The sequence below is a fragment of the Dermacoccus sp. SAI-028 genome (genome assembly GCF_004346775.1).
In the GTDB taxonomy this organism is placed as follows: domain Bacteria; phylum Actinomycetota; class Actinomycetes; order Actinomycetales; family Dermatophilaceae; genus Dermacoccus; species Dermacoccus nishinomiyaensis.
The window spans coordinates 2,294,988-2,311,602 of the sequence record NZ_SMFS01000001.1 but is presented as its reverse complement, the minus strand read 5'-3'; the positions used below and the strand labels follow the sequence as shown (position 1 = coordinate 2,311,602).

At 68.7% G+C, this 16,615-nt stretch carries 17 protein-coding genes; 15 read left to right on the top strand and 2 right to left on the bottom strand.

Annotation, left to right across the window (positions count from 1 at the left end):
* Positions 1–4 precede the first annotated feature (4 nt).
* The 8 genes from pcrA (at position 5) to EDC82_RS10480 (ending at position 9,106) form a co-directional block, all read left to right on the top strand.
* Positions 5–2,698, top strand: a complete 2,694-nt coding sequence (gene pcrA, locus EDC82_RS10515) for a DNA helicase PcrA (RefSeq protein ID WP_006945592.1) — start codon at positions 5–7, stop codon at positions 2,696–2,698.
* Positions 2,699–2,780: 82 nt separating this feature from the next.
* Positions 2,781–3,248: a cobalamin B12-binding domain-containing protein gene (locus EDC82_RS10510; RefSeq protein WP_006945578.1), complete on the top strand. Its 468-nt coding sequence runs from the start codon at positions 2,781–2,783 to the stop codon at positions 3,246–3,248.
* A 93-nt stretch (positions 3,249–3,341) separates the two neighbouring features.
* The gene (sucC, locus tag EDC82_RS10505) at positions 3,342–4,526 is read left to right on the top strand and encodes an ADP-forming succinate--CoA ligase subunit beta (protein WP_006945596.1); all 1,185 of its coding nucleotides are present in this window, start codon (positions 3,342–3,344) and stop codon (positions 4,524–4,526) included.
* 16 nt (positions 4,527–4,542) lie between these two features.
* Complete coding sequence (gene sucD, locus EDC82_RS10500; protein ID WP_131941481.1) at positions 4,543–5,442, top strand: succinate--CoA ligase subunit alpha; 900 nt, start codon at positions 4,543–4,545, stop codon at positions 5,440–5,442.
* Positions 5,443–5,660: 218 nt separating this feature from the next.
* Complete coding sequence (locus EDC82_RS10495; RefSeq protein WP_131941479.1) at positions 5,661–6,353, top strand: DUF4352 domain-containing protein; 693 nt, start codon at positions 5,661–5,663, stop codon at positions 6,351–6,353.
* Positions 6,354–6,411: 58 nt separating this feature from the next.
* Complete coding sequence (locus EDC82_RS10490) at positions 6,412–7,098, top strand: DUF4352 domain-containing protein (protein WP_131941477.1); 687 nt, start codon at positions 6,412–6,414, stop codon at positions 7,096–7,098.
* Between the two features lie 484 nt (positions 7,099–7,582).
* Entirely contained in the window at positions 7,583–8,659 is a 1,077-nt protein-coding gene (locus EDC82_RS10485) for a DUF6350 family protein (RefSeq protein WP_160126235.1), read from the top strand.
* A 60-nt stretch (positions 8,660–8,719) separates the two neighbouring features.
* On the top strand, positions 8,720–9,106 hold the full coding sequence (locus EDC82_RS10480) for a hypothetical protein (RefSeq protein ID WP_074040318.1): 387 nt from the start codon (positions 8,720–8,722) through the stop codon (positions 9,104–9,106).
* Between the two features lie 33 nt (positions 9,107–9,139).
* On the opposite strand, the gene EDC82_RS10475 is transcribed toward EDC82_RS10480, so the two are convergent.
* Positions 9,140–9,463 (bottom strand): type II toxin-antitoxin system PemK/MazF family toxin, encoded by a 324-nt coding sequence (locus EDC82_RS10475; protein WP_131942063.1) that lies wholly within the window; start codon positions 9,461–9,463, stop codon positions 9,140–9,142.
* A gap of 276 nt (positions 9,464–9,739) precedes the next feature.
* Here EDC82_RS10475 and purN point away from each other — a divergent pair, with 276 nt between their 5' ends.
* From purN to EDC82_RS10460, 3 genes are all read left to right on the top strand, one after another.
* The gene (gene purN / locus EDC82_RS10470) at positions 9,740–10,420 is read left to right on the top strand and encodes a phosphoribosylglycinamide formyltransferase (RefSeq protein WP_131941473.1); all 681 of its coding nucleotides are present in this window, start codon (positions 9,740–9,742) and stop codon (positions 10,418–10,420) included.
* Positions 10,413–12,023, top strand: coding sequence for a bifunctional phosphoribosylaminoimidazolecarboxamide formyltransferase/IMP cyclohydrolase (purH, locus tag EDC82_RS10465; RefSeq protein ID WP_131941471.1), 1,611 nt, complete (start codon positions 10,413–10,415; stop codon positions 12,021–12,023). Before purN ends, purH begins: the two co-directional genes overlap by 8 nt.
* Positions 12,024–12,127: 104 nt before the next feature.
* Positions 12,128–13,099: a DMT family transporter gene (locus EDC82_RS10460; RefSeq protein ID WP_131941467.1), complete on the top strand. Its 972-nt coding sequence runs from the start codon at positions 12,128–12,130 to the stop codon at positions 13,097–13,099.
* On the opposite strand, the gene EDC82_RS10455 is transcribed toward EDC82_RS10460, so the two are convergent.
* On the bottom strand, positions 13,077–13,613 hold the full coding sequence (locus EDC82_RS10455) for an SGNH/GDSL hydrolase family protein (RefSeq protein ID WP_160126234.1): 537 nt from the start codon (positions 13,611–13,613) through the stop codon (positions 13,077–13,079). The genes EDC82_RS10460 and EDC82_RS10455 overlap by 23 nt on opposite strands.
* Positions 13,614–13,870: 257 nt before the next feature.
* Between EDC82_RS10455 and EDC82_RS10450 the strand changes: the two genes are divergently transcribed.
* Genes EDC82_RS10450 through EDC82_RS10435 form a run of 4 tightly spaced genes read left to right on the top strand, consistent with a single transcriptional unit; the run spans position 13,871 to position 16,556 of the window.
* On the top strand, positions 13,871–14,728 hold the full coding sequence (locus tag EDC82_RS10450) for a bifunctional methylenetetrahydrofolate dehydrogenase/methenyltetrahydrofolate cyclohydrolase (protein WP_115297304.1): 858 nt from the start codon (positions 13,871–13,873) through the stop codon (positions 14,726–14,728).
* A complete protein-coding gene (locus tag EDC82_RS10445; protein WP_062257943.1) occupies positions 14,725–14,988 on the top strand; it encodes a DUF3017 domain-containing protein in 264 nt (87 codons plus the stop codon). The genes EDC82_RS10450 and EDC82_RS10445 overlap by 4 nt, the downstream gene beginning before the upstream one ends.
* Positions 14,989–14,998: 10 nt before the next feature.
* A complete protein-coding gene (locus EDC82_RS10440; RefSeq protein WP_131941461.1) occupies positions 14,999–15,202 on the top strand; it encodes a hypothetical protein in 204 nt (67 codons plus the stop codon).
* Between the two features lie 10 nt (positions 15,203–15,212).
* Positions 15,213–16,556 (top strand): UDP-glucose/GDP-mannose dehydrogenase family protein, encoded by a 1,344-nt coding sequence (locus tag EDC82_RS10435; protein WP_131941458.1) that lies wholly within the window; start codon positions 15,213–15,215, stop codon positions 16,554–16,556.
* Positions 16,557–16,615: the final 59 nt, after the last annotated feature.

Sequence of the window (16,615 nt, the reverse complement as noted above, 5' to 3'; positions counted from 1 at the left end):
CATCATGAGTGGCCTCTTCGACGACCTTCCGCTGACCGCTGCCGACGCCTCCCGTCCCTCCTCCAGGAGCGGTACCGGCGCGTCGCCGTCGCGTACCCCGAGCACGGAGGCTCCCGGGGCCGCCGCGGTCGATCCGGGGGCGGTCGACGCGTCCGGCATCCCGTTGTGGGCCCTGCAGGAACCGCCGCCCGACGAGGCCCCCGCCGACGCCGGCACATGGGGCGACGACGCGCCGATGCTGGGTCGCGGATCGCACTGGGGTAGCCCCGATTCGGGGCGCGGCACGCGACGTTTCGAGGCCGATCCTGCGAGCCTGCTCGAGGGCATGAACCCGCAGCAGGCGCAGGCCGTCGAGCACTTCGGGACGCCGTTGCTCATCGTCGCGGGCGCCGGTTCGGGCAAGACGCGCGTGCTGACGCATCGCATCGCCTACCTGATGGCGGCGCGTGGCGCGCAGCCCGGCCAGATCCTCGCGATCACCTTCACGAACAAGGCGGCCGCCGAGATGCGTGAGCGCGTGGAGCAGCTCGTCGGGGGTGCGGCGAACGCGATGTGGGTGAGCACGTTCCACTCCGCGTGCGTGCGCATCCTGCGCCGTGAAGCCAAGCATGTGGGGTTGCGCTCGACGTTCTCGATCTACGACGCGGCCGACAGTCAGCGCCTCATGGCGATGGTGACGCGCGATCTCGACCTCGATCCGAAGCGCTACCCGCCGAAGTCGTTCAGTTTCCAGGTGAGCAACCTGAAGAACGAGCTGATCGACGCCGAGGAGGCCGCGAAGCGCGCCGAGACGGATCAGGAGCGCAAGGTCGCCGAGGCCTACCGTCTCTACCAGCAGCGCCTGCGGCAGGCGAACGCGCTTGACTTCGACGACATCATCATGACGACCGTCACCATCCTGCAGGCGTTCCCGCAGGTGGCCGAGCACTACCGGCGCCGCTTCCGGCACATCCTCGTCGACGAATACCAGGACACGAACCACGCGCAGTACGTCCTCGTGCGCGAGCTCGCCGGCGGGGAGCACGCCTCGGGCGGCATGGCGAGCCAGGACGCCGAGGGCGATTCGCGCGCCACGAGCGCGGTACCCATGGCCGACCTGTGCGTCGTCGGTGACGCCGATCAGTCGATCTACGCCTTCCGTGGGGCGACGATCCGCAACATCGTCGAGTTCGAGGAGGACTACCCGAACGCGACGACGATCCTGCTCGAGCAGAACTACCGTTCGACGCAGAACATCCTCGGCGCGGCGAACTCCGTCATCGAGCGCAACCCGGAGCGTCGCAAGAAGAACCTGTGGTCCGATCAGGGCGACGGCGAGAAGATCGTCGGGTACGTCGCCGATTCCGAGCATGACGAGGCCGCGTTCGTCGCGCGCACGATCGACAAGCTCGGCGACGATCACGGCGTCAAGCCCAAGGACGTCGCGGTGTTCTACCGGACGAACGCGCAATCGCGCGCGCTCGAAGAGGTGTTCGTCCGCGTCGGCCTGCCGTACAAGGTCGTCGGTGGCACGCGGTTCTACGAGCGCAAGGAGATCAAGGACGCGCTCGCGTACCTGCGCGTCATCTCGAACCCGGCCGACACCGTCAACCTGCGCCGCATCCTCAACACGCCGAAGCGCGGCATCGGTGACCGCGCCGAGGCATGCCTCGGCGCGCTCGCGGAGCGGGAGCGCATCACGTTCATCGAGGCGCTCGCGCGGGCCGACGAGGCACCGGGCATCGCGACGCGGTCGGTGAGCGCCGTCAAGGGCTTCACCGAGATCCTCGAGAGCCTGCGGCAGACGCGCGAGTCCGGTAGCGGCGTCGGCCCCCTCATCGAGGCGATCCTCGAGCGCACGGGGTATCTGAAGGAGCTGCGCACGAGCAAGGATCCTCAGGACGAGACGCGCATCGAGAACCTCGCCGAGCTCGTCGCCGTCGCCAACGAGTTCGACGACAACTACCCGGGCGCGACGCTCGAGGACTTCCTCGAGCAGGTCTCCCTCGTGGCCGACGCGGACGAGATACCGAAGGACGCCGAAGATCAGGGCGTCGTCACCCTCATGACGTTGCACACCGCGAAGGGCCTCGAGTTTCCGGTCGTATTCCTCACCGGCATGGAGGACGGCACGTTCCCACACATGCGCGCTCTCGGCGACACGAAGGAGCTCGAGGAGGAGCGGCGCCTCGCCTACGTCGGCATCACCCGGGCGCGCGAGCGCCTGCACCTGTCACGCGCTGCCGTGCGCAGCGCGTGGGGTGCGCCGCAGTACAACCCGCCGTCGCGCTTCCTCGGCGAGATCCCGGAGGAGTTCGTCCACTGGGAGCGCGAGGCCACGGCGTTCGCGTCGTCCCAGCCGCGCGGGTACGCCGCGTTCGGCAGCGGGGGCGGTTCGCCCTACGGCTCGGGTGGCAGCAGGCACGACGATGACGGCCCCGTCATCGGGCGCGGCTCCGCGCCGGTGGCGCGGATGTCGTCGAGCGGTCGCAGCTCCGGGGCCGGTTCGTTCTCGACCACGAAGAACTCCGCCGTCGGCCGCGGCATGCGCGAGATCCCGAACCTCGACGCCGGCGACAAGGTGACGCACGACAGCTTCGGCCTCGGCACCGTCGTGCGCGTCGAGGGTCAGGGCGACCGAGCGATGGCTCACATCGACTTCGGCGACGGCCCACCCAAGCGCCTGCTCCTGCGCTACGCGCCCGTCACGAAGCTGTGACACGCATGAGTTGAGGATCATCAACTGAGCGGAGGGTGTGGCGGGCGTTACAGTGCGAGTAACCGCCCGAGAGGATTGAGTCATGGTCCAGCACGCGCCTGCCACGAACGCCACCCCTACGAATGCCGCCACGAACGGCTCCGATCGACTCCGCGTCGTCGTCGCGAAGCCGGGCCTCGACGGCCACGACCGTGGTGCGAAGGTCATCGCGCGGGCGTTGCGCGACGCCGGCATGGAGGTCATCTACACGGGCCTGCACCAGACGCCGGAGCAGATCGTCACGGCTGCGGTGCAGGAGGACGCCGACGCGATCGGCCTGTCGATCCTGTCCGGTTCGCACATGACGCAGTTCGAGCGCCTGATGACGTTGCTGCGCGAGCAGGGCATCGACGACGTCGTCGTCTTCGGTGGCGGAATCATCCCCGAGGGCGACATCAAGCCGCTGCTCGACATGGGTGTCGCGCGCATCTTCACGCCCGGTGCGCCGACGCACGAGGTCGTCGCGTGGGTGCGCGAGAACGTCGGGGACGCGGCGTCCGCACACGCCTGAGAGCACCGGCGCGAACCCCTGGTTACCCCCGCACGGCAAAGCGCGTTAAAGTCACAAGAGGAACACTCCTTTCAACGATGAGGATGGATTCGCGTGGATCTCTTCGAGTACCAGGCGCGCGACATGTTCGAGGCGCACGGCGTTCCGGTGCTGGCCGGCCAGACGGCCACCACCCCGGAAGAAGCCAAGGCAGCCGCCGAGCAGATCGGTGCGAAGTCGGGCGGTGTCACCGTCGTCAAGGCCCAGGTCAAGACCGGTGGTCGCGGCAAGGCCGGCGGCGTCAAGGTAGCCAAGTCGGCTGACGAGGCCGAGCAGTACGCCAAGGACATCCTGGGCATGGACATCAAGGGCCACACCGTGGGCACCGTGATGATCGCCCAGGGCGCCAAGATCGCCGAGGAGTACTACTTCTCGATCCTGCTCGACCGAGCGAACCGCAGCTACCTCGCGATGTGCTCGAAGGAGGGCGGCGTCGAGATCGAGCAGCTCGCCGTCGAGCGTCCCGAGGCACTCGCGCGCATCGAGGTCGACCCGAACGTCGGCATCGACGGCGCGAAGGCTGACGAGATCGTCAAGGCCGCCGGGTTCGACGACGAGACGGCCGCGAAGGTCGCGCCCGTTCTCGTCAAGCTGTGGGAGACCTACCGCGACGAGGACGCGACGCTGGTCGAGGTGAACCCGCTCGTCAAGACCGAGGATGGCGACATCATTGCGCTCGACGGCAAGGTGACGCTCGACGAGAACGCCGGCTTCCGTCACCCCGACCACGAGGCTCTCGAGGACAAGGCCGCGGCCGACCCGCTGGAGGCCAAGGCCAAGGCGCTCGACCTCAACTACGTGAAGCTCGACGGCAACGTCGGCATCATCGGCAACGGTGCCGGCCTCGTCATGAGCACGCTCGACGTCGTCGCCTACGCCGGTGAGGACTTCACCGGCGGCAAGGCCAAGCCCGCCAACTTCCTCGACATCGGTGGCGGCGCCTCGGCGGAGGTCATGGCCAACGGTCTCGACGTCATCCTGAACGACGAGCAGGTCAAGAGCGTCTTCGTCAACGTCTTCGGTGGCATCACGGCGTGCGACGCCGTCGCCAACGGCATCGTCGGCGCCCTGAAGAAGCTCGGCGACGCGGCGACGAAGCCGCTCGTCGTGCGCCTCGACGGCAACAACGTCGAAGAGGGCCGTGCGATCCTCTCCGACTTCAACCACCCGCTCGTGACGGTCGTGGACACCATGGACGGCGCAGCCCGCAAGGCTGCCGAGCTGGCCGCGGCCAACTGAAAGGGATCTGACTTCCATGTCGATTTTTCTCAACGCTGACTCCAAGGTCATCGTTCAGGGCATGACCGGCTCCGAGGGCATGAAGCACACGGCGCGCATGCTCGCCTCGGGCACGAACGTCGTCGGTGGCGTCAACCCGAAGAAGGCCGGCCAGACGGTTGACTTCGACGTCAACGGCGAGACCAAGCAGGTTCCGGTCTTCGGCTCCGTCAAGGACGCCATGGCCGAGACGGGCGCCAACGTCTCCGTGATCTTCGTGCCGCCGGCCTTCGCCAAGAGCGCCGCGGTCGAGGCCATCGAGGCCGAGATGCCGCTCGCCGTCGTCATCACCGAGGGCATCCCGGTGAAGGACTCGGCCGAGTTCTACAACCTGAGCAAGGGCTCGAAGACGCGCCTGCTCGGCCCGAACTGCCCGGGCATCATCAGCCCCGGTGAGTCGAACGCCGGCATCATCCCGGCGAACATCGCCGGCAAGGGCCGCATCGGCCTCGTCTCGAAGTCGGGCACGCTGACGTACCAGATGATGTACGAACTGCGTGACTTCGGTTTCTCCACGGCCATCGGCATCGGCGGCGACCCGGTCATCGGCACGACGCACATCGATGCGCTCGAGGCGTTCCAGAACGACCCCGACACCGACGCGATCGTCATGATCGGTGAGATCGGCGGCGACGCCGAGGAGCGCGCTGCGGCGTACATCAAGGAGAACGTGACGAAGCCGGTCGTCGGCTACGTCGCGGGCTTCACCGCTCCCGAGGGCAAGACGATGGGCCACGCCGGCGCCATCGTCTCCGGCTCCGCGGGCACGGCTGCCGCGAAGAAGGAGGCCCTCGAGGCCGCCGGCGTCAAGGTCGGCAAGACGCCGTCCGAGACGGCCGCTCTCATGACGGAGATCATGAACAACCTCAGCAAGTGAGGCGGATTCACCGAACGTCGCTTCGGTGATCTCGACGAACGCCCCCGCATCGGCTCGCGCTGGTGCGGGGGCGTTCGTCGTGTCGCCGAGGTGCCGACGACATGGCCGCGAGAAGTCGGCGCACGGATGGAACCAATGATCATGCAGCGGCGTCCCAGTGACGGTTAAGTTATGAATGATGACGCGGGCGAGAGTCCGTCGACCTGGGAGGGATCGTCATGGACTTGAAGCAAGGGTTCGGTCTCGTCGGAGCTGTGGGCGTGACGTTGTCGGTGGGTGCGTGCACGAGCGTCGACGGTTCGTCGCCGGCGGCGAGCGCGTCTGCGCCGCCGAGTGCCGCCGTGTCGTCGAACGCGGCCGCGCAGACTCCGAGCGCGGCGACGTCTGCTGTCGCGCCCGAGTCGTCGTCGGCGCCCGCCACGTCCGCTGGTGCCGCGTCGAGCGAGGCGGCCGCGTCGTCCGCGCCGGCATCCGATCCGCTCGGCTCCGGCCAGCAGGGGCTCGTCACCACGAAGGTCGGTGCAGAGGCGAAGACCTCGAAGTTGTCGGTGAAGGTGACCAAGGTCGTGGACCCGGTGCCGGTCGGCGATTCTGCGGTCTTCAAGCCGGGGGCCGGCAAGAAGTGGGCGGCCGTGTCGATCACGGTGACGAACGTCGGCGGCGCACCGATCAACTTCAGCCCGTCGATGTGCATCGACGCCAAGACGACGACGAACGGGTCGGCGTCGGCGTCACTGTTCGCCGATTACGGTTCGCCGATGGATTCGTCCACCCTGCACAAGGGTGACGCCGCGAGCGGGGACGTGACGTTCGAGCTGCCGAAGAACCAGAAGCTCAAGTCCGTCGACGTGCGATGCTCCCTCGACTTCGCCGGGGATCAGCGCACCATCCGCGTCGACCTCGCCCACTGACCACTTCACCCTCAGCCCGGGCCCGCCGCGGCTCGGACGCACCGAAAGGAACACCCAGATGAAGACCACCGCACGCACGATGGGCCTGGCCCTGCTGGCCGGCACGATGACGCTCGGCATGAGCGCCTGCACCCAGGTCGAGGGCGGCGCGTCCCAGGCCACGTCGGCCGCGAACAGCGCGGCGCCGTCCGTGGCCTCGGCCGCGTCGTCGGCTGCGGGCGAGGCCACCTCGGCGGCCCCGAGCGCCACGTCGCCGGCCTCCACGCCCGATCAGAGCTCGAGCGCGGCTGCACCGACGACGAGCGAGTCCCCGTCCTCCGACACCGGTACGGGCGACTCGGGAGACGCGTCGGGCCCCAAGACCGGCAAGGTCGGTGAAGAGGTCAAGACGAAGGAGATGTCGGCCAAGGTCAACAAGATCGCCGACCCGATCACCCCCGAGAACGACTTCGACAAGCCGGGCAACGGCAACCACTTCGTCGCCGTCAACATCACGATGACGAACCTCGGCGACAAGAACCTCAACGCCGGCACGACGTGTCTCAAGGTGAAGCTCGACGACAACACGTCCGCGCGCGAGGACTTCGCCTCGTACGGGCAGCGTCTCGACTACGGCACCCTCTACAAGGGCGACACGACGACGGGTGACGTCGTCTACAAGGTGCCGAACGGCAAGAAGATCAAGACGATCGACGTCAAGTGCGGTTACGGCGACGAGCAGGCCATCCGCATCCAGGCCAAGTGACGTTAGCGTTCCGTCAGGTCTGAGCGCTCTCGGCGCCACATGGCTTCGACCCGTGCGCCGCTGATCCCGCCACCTGCTGTAAGTGGCGGGATCAGTCGTTCCTGCGGCGAGCCTCGAGCATCGGCCCAGCGCGGCCTGAGAGGATGGCCGGGCCATGAGTGATCGTCGCCCCCGCAGTTCTTCGTCCGCCTCGTCTCCGGCGAACAAACGCCCTCGACCGCAGCGCCCGCAGCGTGCGGGCGGCAGTTCACCCGCGCGCGCGGGTGCCCGTGACGGCGTGGGTGGCGGCTCCCGCCCGCCGCGACAGAGCGCAGCGTCTCGTGACTCGGCGTCACGAGGTTCGACAGGACCGTCTCAACGAGATGCGGCGCGCACCGGGGCGAATGGTCGCTCGACGAACGAATCGCGACCGGCCGGGCGCCCGCACGTCCCGCTCGCCTTCGGGTACGGCATCGTCGCGGCGCTCGCGTCACTCGTCGTCCTCATGGTCCCGGTCTTCGCCGCATGGACGCTCGATGCACAGTCGACGTCGTCGTGGAACGACACACTCGGCGTCGCCATCGACCTGTGGGCGCTCGCACATCGCGGGCACGTCGTCGTCGACGGCATCACGGTCGTCTTCAGCCCGCTGCTGCTGACGCTCGGTTGCGTGCTCGCCGCTTGCTTCGGCGCGCGCGCGGCGTTCCCCGACGAACGGCTGCGCGCCGCGGACCTGCGCGCCATCATGCTCGCGTACGTCGGGGGATACGTGGTCGCGGCACAGGTGCTCGGCATCGTCGCGGGGCTCGGCCACAGCCACATCCACTGGTGGTCGCTCATCGTGGGCCCGGCGCTCGTGGCCGCGCTCGGCGTGGCGTGGACGGCCTGGCACGAACGCAAGCACTCGCCCGAACTCGCGGCGTTCGACGAGGTCGTCGTCGAGGCCACCCCGCTGCTGTTGCGCCGTTCGCTGTCTGCGGGCCTGCGCGGCGCCGGCCTGTTCGCCGCGCTGTCGCTGCTGCTGCTCGTCGTGCTCATCGCCTGGCACGCGCCGCGTGTGTGGGCGGTTCACCAAGCGCTCGCGCCCGGCGTCGTTGGCGGCTGCCTGCTCGTACTGGCGCAGGTGATGGCCCTGCCCAATCTTCTCGCCCACATGGCGGGGTGGACGACGGGCGCGCCGTTCGAGGCGGGTGCCGTCAGCATCGGCCACTCCGGGATGACGCCCGGCACCCTGCCGATGGTCCCCGTCCTCGGGGCGCTGCCCGACCACGTCGGTCCGTGGGCCTGGGCGGCGCTCGCCGTGCCCATCGGCGTCGGCGTCTTCATCGGCTGGGCCTCGGGCCGGGCACTCACCCGGTTCGCGAGTCTGCGTGCGAAGCTGACGGTCGCGGCGAGCGCCGCCGCCGTCACGACGGTGACGTTGTGGCTGCTGTGGTGGTTCTCGACGGCGTCGGTGTCGCGGGGGCTGCTCGAGTACGCCGGCCCGTCGTGGCAGGCGTGGCTCGTCGCGCCGCTACTGCTCGTGCTGCCCGCGCTCGCGACGGCGGCGGCGCGTCACTGGCGTTCAAGCCACCAGACGTGACGCGACGTACGTGGCCCGCGCGGCGGGATCAAATCGTCGTCCTCGATCGTTGGGAGTGCTGTGAGTGAGATGCCCCAGCTGCCGCCCGGTCTGCGCAACAACGTCCTGTCGCTGCGGTATCTGCTGCTCGGGTTCCTGCTGTCGTGGCTGCCGCTGCCCGCGTCGGGCCTGGCCGCCATCCCGCTGGCGTTGTCGCTGTTCTACGGCATCCGCTACCTGCGCGACGTGCGCCGCGCCGGCGTCGCGGGTGCGTTCGGGCCGAACCTCGTCGGCCTCGTGCTCACGGCTCTCCTGCTCGCCATGACGGCCGCGCCGCTCGTGCACTACGAACGCACGAAGAGCTATCAGGAGTGCCTGTGGGGCGCCAACACCAACCAGGCGCGCGAATCCTGCGAGAGCTCCTACAGCCAGAACCCCAACGAGGTCGAGAAGTTCTTCTTCAACTGAGCCCCGCGTGGCGTCCTCGGCATCATCGCCTGGTCACGTGAGGGCCAGAGCCACCGTGAGGGCAGCATCGACGCGCTGCATGATGTGCGGTGGTAACCCGCTCCCGGGGCGCACGTGGTGGTCGTCGTCGAGCACCTCGATGTCGTCGCAGAGGACGCTGCCGAGGAGTTCTTGGCCCGCGCGACTCGCGCCGCTGAGCTCGATCGGGACGATGCTCGGCAGCGGCGGCTTCGTCGAGGTCGTGACGCGCACGACGAGAGCACTGCGCAGATGGGTGTCACGGGCGTTGTTCGAGGCGACGGGCCAGGGTTTCTCCCCGTGGCCGAGGTCGCACCTGTAGATCGGGCCCCGGTGCATCGTCACCGCTGTGAGCCTGCCGCGTGTTCGTCGTTCGAGCGACGCCGTTCGCGCTGATCGCGGCGCGCCCGATTGCTCCGAACATGCTCGAGGTCGTCTCCTGTCTCGTGCGATGCGTACTCGGCATAGGCCGAGTCGAGCCGATATGAAGCATGAAATGCTGCGCCCATCACAGCAGGTCGCAGCCGTGCCTCACGAGCGGGCGCGTGCAGCTTTCCACCCCTCAGGATTACCGGGTTCGCAGTCGCTGCTTCGTCAAGCACGGTCGGTAGGGTTATGCACGTGAGTGCCACGCCGCAGCTGCGCCCCGACACCCGACCGCTCGAGGTCGTCGTCCTCGTCTCCGGCAGCGGTTCGCTGCTGCAGGCGCTCATCGACGCAGAGGCCGACGCGGTCGCTCGCGGTCAGCGCTCGCCGTTCACGATCGTCGCCGTCGGTGCCGACCGCGAGTGCGCCGGTCTCGAGCGCGCGATGCTCGCAGGCATCCCGACATTCGTCGTCGACACCGCCCATTTCGCCGACCGCGACGCCTGGGACAAGGCGCTCGCCGACGCCATCGAGCGCAGCTTCGACGACGACTCGGGCGACCCCGATGCGCCGCCGCACCTCGTCGTCTCGGCCGGCTTCATGAAGATCTTGGGTGCGACGACGCTCGCGCGCCACACCGTCATCAACACGCATCCGGCGCTGCTGCCGAGCTTCCCCGGCGCGCACGGTGTGCGGGATGCCCTCGCCCACGGCGTCAAGATCACGGGTACGACGTGTCACGTCGTCGACGCCGGCGTCGACACGGGCCCGATCATCGCGCAGCGCGCCGTCGAGGTGCGAGCCGATGACGACGAAGACTCGCTCCACGAACGCATCAAGGTCGAGGAGCGCGACATGCTTGTGGACGTCGTCCGCAGGTTCGCACGTGGTTGGTCCATCAACGGCAGGACGGTTTTGATCAATGAGTGACGGTTTGCGCCCCATCAAGCGGGCCCTCGTCTCGGTGTACGACAAGACGGGTCTGGAGGAGTTGGCACGCGCCCTGGCCGACGCCGGCATCGAGATCGTCTCGACCGGTGGTTCGAGCAAGCTCATCGCCGGTCTCGGCATCCCGGTGACGCCCGTCGAGGAGCTGACCGGTTTCCCCGAGTGCCTCGAGGGTCGCGTCAAGACGCTGCACCCCAAGGTGCACGCGGGCATCCTCGCCGACTCGCGCAAGGACGACCACCTGGCGCAGCTGCGTGAGCTCGGCGTCGCACCGTTCGACCTCGTCGTCGTCAACCTGTACCCGTTCGCCGAGACCGTCGCGTCCGGTGCGAGCATCGACGAGTGCGTCGAACAGATCGACATCGGCGGCCCGACGATGGTGCGCGCGGCCGCGAAGAACCACCCCACCGTCGCGATCGTCACCGACCCGTCGCGCTACGACGACGTCATCACCGCCGTCAACGGTGGCGGCTTCACGCTGCAGCAGCGCACCGAGCTCGCGCGTGAGGCGTTCGTCCACACCGCGTCGTACGACGTCGCCGTCGCGACGTGGATGGGGGAGAACCTCGCCGGTTCGGACGACGAGGCGACGGGCGATCAGTTCCCCGACTGGATGGGCGCGACGTTCACGAAGGCTGCGAGCCTGCGCTACGGCGAGAACCCGCACCAGGCGGCGGCCCTCTACACGTCGGCCGACGCGAGCGGCCTCGCCCAGGGCGAGCAGCTGCACGGCAAGGAGATGTCGTACAACAACTACGTCGACGCCGACGCCGCCTACCGCGCCGCGTACGACCACGGTGACGTGCCGACGGTCGCCATCATCAAGCACGCCAACCCGTGCGGCATCGCCGTCGGCGCTCCCGACGAGGACATCGCCGCCGTGCACCAGCGCGCCCACGAGTGCGACTCGACGAGCGCGTTCGGCGGCATCATCGCGACCAACCGCCCGGTGACGAAGGCCATGGCGGACACGGTGAAGGACATCTTCACCGAGGTCGTCGTCGCGCCGGCGTTTGACGACGACGCGCTCGAGGTACTCACCGCGAAGAAGAACCTGCGCCTCGTCACCGTGCCCGCGCCCACTGCGGGTGGTTTCGACATGCGCCCGATCAGCGGTGGTCTGCTCGTGCAGGAGCGCGACATGATCGACGCAGAGGGCGAGGACAAGGACGGTCGCACCACGGGTGACGACCCTGAGCGCTGGCAGCTCGTCGCCGGCGAGGCCGCGGACGAGGCCACGATGCGTGACCTCGAGTTCGCGTGGCGTGCGGTGCGCGCCGTGAAGTCGAACGCGATTCTGCTCGCCAAGGACGGTGCGTCGGTCGGTATCGGCATGGGCCAGGTCAACCGCGTCGACTCGTGCAACCTCGCCGTGACGCGTGCGGGCGCCGAGCGGGCCCGTGGTTCGGTGGCGTCGTCGGACGCGTTCTTCCCGTTCGCCGACGGCCTGCAGATCCTGCTCGACGCGGGCGTCCAGGCCGTTGTCGCGCCGGGTGGGTCCATTCGTGACGCCGAGGTCATCGACGCCGCGAACAAGGCCGGCGTCACCCTGTACTTCACCGGTACGCGTCACTTCGCGCACTGAATGACACCTCTGATCGACAACCCCCAGATGGCGGGTTTGGCTCAAGATGGCCTGAACGTCGGCCACATCTTCGGCCAAACCTGCCATCGTCGCGGTGCCCTGCGATGAAGCGTGACGCCAGAGCCTCCTCCGAGGCGCTTGCCCTCACTGCCGCGTTCTTCGGTGGGGCGTGCCTGTCGTTGCAGGCGCGCTTCAACGGGACGCTCGGTGAGCCGTTGTCCGAGCCGCTCGTCGCGGCGGTGTGGAGCTTCGGTTCGGGGCTCGCGCTGCTCGTGCTGACGCTCGTCGTGCCGAGCCTGCGCCGCGGCGCGGGTCGGCTCGTCGACGCGATTCGGGCGGGGCGTCTGCGCTGGTGGGAGTGCCTCGGCGGCGTTCTCGGCGGTGCGTTCGTGGCGGTGCAGACGAGCACGGTCGCCATCCTCGGGGTAGCGGTCTTCATCGTCGCGAGCGTCGGTGGCCGGGCACTCGGCGGGCTGCTCGCCGACCACGTCGGTGCCGGCCCCAAGGGGCGCACGCCGATCACCCCCGCTCGCGCGCTCGCCGGAGCGTTCGCCGTCGTCGGGGTCGGCATCACGGTGAGCGGCCAGCACGTCCCGGGTGGCATCGCGATCCTGCCGGCCCTCGCCGTCATCATCGCGGGCGTCATGACGCAGTTCCAGCAGGGTCTCAACGGGCGCGTCAGTGCGCGGGCAGGTAGTTCGTACGCGACGACGCTGCAGAACTTCCTCGTCGGCGTGATCGCTCTCGTGGTGTTCGCCGGTGCGCGCGTGCTCCTCGGCTTCACGCAGTGGCAGTGGCCGCACGACGCTCCCTGGTGGGCGTGGCTCGGTGCGCCGCTGGGCATCGCGTTCATCGGGTTGTCGGCGTGGGCGACGGAGCACATCAGCGTGCTCGTGCTCGGGCTCATGGGCATCATGGGGCAGCTCGTCGCGGCGCTCGTCATCGACCTGCTCGACCCGGTGGCGCGCGAAGGTGTCGATGTGCGCACCGTCGTCGGCATGGTCGTCACCGCTGCGGCGGCAGCGGTGGCGGCACGCTCCGGTGGCCGACGGGCTACTTCAGACGCGCGTTCGTGAGCTCGGCGAGGCGCTTGTAGCCCGCGTCGTTGGGGTGCAGGCCGTCAGGGCTGATCCACTCAGGGTGACCGGTGAGCGGGAAGTCGAGATCCAGCCACGTCGCACCTGAGCTGCGCACCACGGGTGCGGCGGCATCGCGCAGCCGTACGAGGTCGGGTGGGGGAGAACTCGCCGGTCCGATCGGTGCGATGATGACGACGCGCGCCTCGGGGACGTGCTTCTTCACCGCCGCGAGCGTCTCGCGCAGGCCCTCGACGATGGTCGCCGTCGGCACGCCGCGGGCGACGTCGTTCCATCCGCCGGAGATGATGACCGTGCCCGGCTTCGACGCTGCGGCTCGTGCGACCTGGGAAAGGTAGTGCTGCGTCGGACGCCCCACGTCGTAGCCCATGCCAGGCACGGCGACGTTGATCTCGTTCCACCCGCGCTCAGCGCTCAGGACGGTGGTCCATCGCTTGTCCGGTGAGCTCGCCTCCGAGCCGGCGGAGTAGCTGTCGCCGACGAAGGCCACCACGGGGCGTCCGCTCAGGCTGGTGAGGGCGCGTCGGCGACCGGGGCTGACGAACGGCGGTCGACGACGAGGAACAACGCCACGACGAGCACCCCGACGACGAGTGCCACGAGCGCGGGAACGCGCCACGCCACTCGCCGCTCGGCACGCTCGTGTCATGCGACGACCGTACGCGTGAGCCCAGGTCGATCACGAGCGTCCCGTCACACCCCGGTGTGAGCGCCGACCGCGCGCCCGGGGCGTCTGGCAGGATTGGGGCCATGACTGCGACGACGCTCGACGGAAAAGCCACCCTCGCGACGATCAAGGACGAGCTGCGCGGGCGCATCGATGCGTTGAAGGCGCGCGGCATCACGCCGGGCCTCGGCACGGTGCTCGTCGGCGATGACCCGGGCTCGCAGTGGTACGTCAATGCCAAGCACAAGGATTGCGCGGAGATCGGCATCACCTCGATCCGCAAGGATCTGCCGGCCACCGCGACACAGGCCGAGGTCGAGGCCGTCATCGACGAACTCAACGACGACGAGAACTGCACGGGCTTCCTCATCCAGCAGCCGACGGGCCTCGACGAGGTCGCGCTACTCTCACGCGTCAAGCCGGAGAAGGACGTCGACGGCCTGCACCCGGTCAACCTCGGCAAGCTCGTGCTCGGCGAGGAGGCGCCGCTGCCGTGCACGCCGATGGGTGTCATCGAACTGCTGCGCCGCTACGACGTGCCGTTGAACGGTGCAGAGGTCGTCGTCGTCGGGCGTGGGCTGACGGTGGGGCGCCCGCTCGGTCTCATCCTCACACGTCGCAGCGAGAACGCGACGGCCATCCTGTGCCACACCGGCACCAAGGACCTCGCGGCTCACACGAAGAACGCAGACGTCATCGTCGCCGCCGCCGGTGTGCCGGGGCTCATCACGAAGGACATGGTCAAGCAGGGTGCCGCAGTGCTCGACGTCGGAGTCAGCCGCGTCGACGGCAAGGTGGCCGGTGACATCGCACCGGACGTCGCTGAGGTCGCCGGATTCATGTCGCCGAACCCCGGCGGCGTCGGCCCGATGACGCGTGCGCTGCTGCTGACGAACGTCGTGGAGGCCGCCGAGCGTGAGGCCGAGGCTCGGGGTCGGTGAGTCACTTCAAGGTCGGCGTCCCGTGGCTCGTCGTCGTGCTGCCGGTCGCGTTGGGCCTCGCCGTCGTCTTCGGCGGGCATGTGCGCGTCGGCGGCATCCTCATGGCCGTGGGTCCGCTGCTGGGGGCGATCATGCGCGCCGTCTTCCCCGAGCGTGTCGTGCCCGATCTCAAGGTGCGTTCGCGGGGCACGGACGTCGCGTTGTACGCGCTCGGTGCGATCGTCACCTTCGTCGCCTTCACGGGCGTCAAGCTCGGTTAGGTCGCAGTCGATGACACGCCCCTCGGACGTCGAGGTGAGCGTCATCATCCCCGTCCGTGGGGCGAGCGCAAGCCTGGCCGTGCAGCTGAGCGTGCTCGCCGCGCAGCTCGACGCGCCGCCGTTCGTCCTCGTCCTTGGCGACAACGGGCGCAACGGCGACCTGCGTGGGGGCCGCGCGCGGCAAATGAGCGTCGCAGCAGGGGCGGCACCCTAGAATCTGCGGCATGGGTTTGAAGATCTCGGTGATCGGCACGGGCTATTTGGGTGCGGTGCATGCGGCGTGCATGGCTGAGTTGGGTCATGACGTGGTGGGTGTCGACACGGATGTGTCGAAGATCGAGGCGTTGGCGGCGGGGCGTAGTCCGATCTTCGAGCCGGGGTTGCCGGAGTTGTTGGCGAGTGCGCAGGCGTCGGGTCGGTTGCGGTGGTCGACGGACATCGCTGATGTGGCGGATGCTGATGTGCATTTCGTGTGTGTGGGGACGCCGCAGAAGCCGGGGGAGTATGCGGCGAACACGGATTATGTGTTCGGTGCGTTCGCGTCGTTGGCGCCGCACATGAAGGCGGGGTCGGTGGCGGTGGGCAAGTCGACGGTGCCGGTGGGGACGGTGCCGCGCGTGCTTGAGGTGCTGCAGGCCGGCGTGTGTGAGGGGGTGGATGCGCGTCTGATCTGGAATCCGGAGTTCTTGCGTGAGGGTTTCGCGGTGAAGGACACGTTGACGCCGGATCGGTTCGTGTATGGCGTGGAGGGGGAGTTCGCGGATGCGGATGTTGCGCGTCTGGATGAGGTGTATGCGCGGGCGTTGGCGGCGGGTACGCCGCGGTTGGTGACGAATTTCGCGACGGCTGAGTTGGTCAAGGTGAGCGCGAATGCGTTCCTCGCGACGAAGATCTCGTTCATCAATGCGATGGCTGAGGTGTGTGAGGCGAGCGGCGGTGATGTCGTCGCGCTCGCGGATGCGATCGGGCATGACGAGCGCATCGGGCGCAAGTTCTTGGGTGCGGGTGTCGGGTTCGGTGGGGGGTGCTTGCCGAAGGACATTCGTGCGTTCATGGCGCGTGGTGAGGAGCTTGGCCTGGCGGAGTCGGTGGAGTTCTTGCGGACGGTGGATGCGACGAACGTGCGTCGTCGTTCGCGGGTGGTGGAGCTCGTGCGTGACGTGTTGGGTGAGGACGTCGTGGGGGCGCCGGTGGCGGTGTTGGGGGCGGCGTTCAAGCCGAATTCGGATGATATTCGGGATAGTCCGGCGTTGGACGTGGCTGAGCGTTTGGTGGCCTTGGGTGTGGATGTGCGGGTGCATGATCCGGAGGCACTGGCTGTGGCGCGGGCGCAGCGTCCGGGGCCGGGTTATGTCGACACGGTTGATGAGGCGTTGGTGGGGGCGCGGGTGGTCGTGTTGTTGACGGAGTGGCAGGTGTACCGCGATCTCGACCCGGCCGATGTTGCTGAGCAGGTCGCGGGTCGTGTGCTCATCGATGGGCGGAATGCGTTGGATCGTCAGCGGTGGGCTGAGGCGGGTTTCACCGTCCACGCCCTCGGCCGCCCGACGATCACCCCCGCGAGCTGACCTCTTCCCTGCGTCCAGATGCACCCGGGTGCACTTGGACGCAGGGTTTCGGGCTGGGC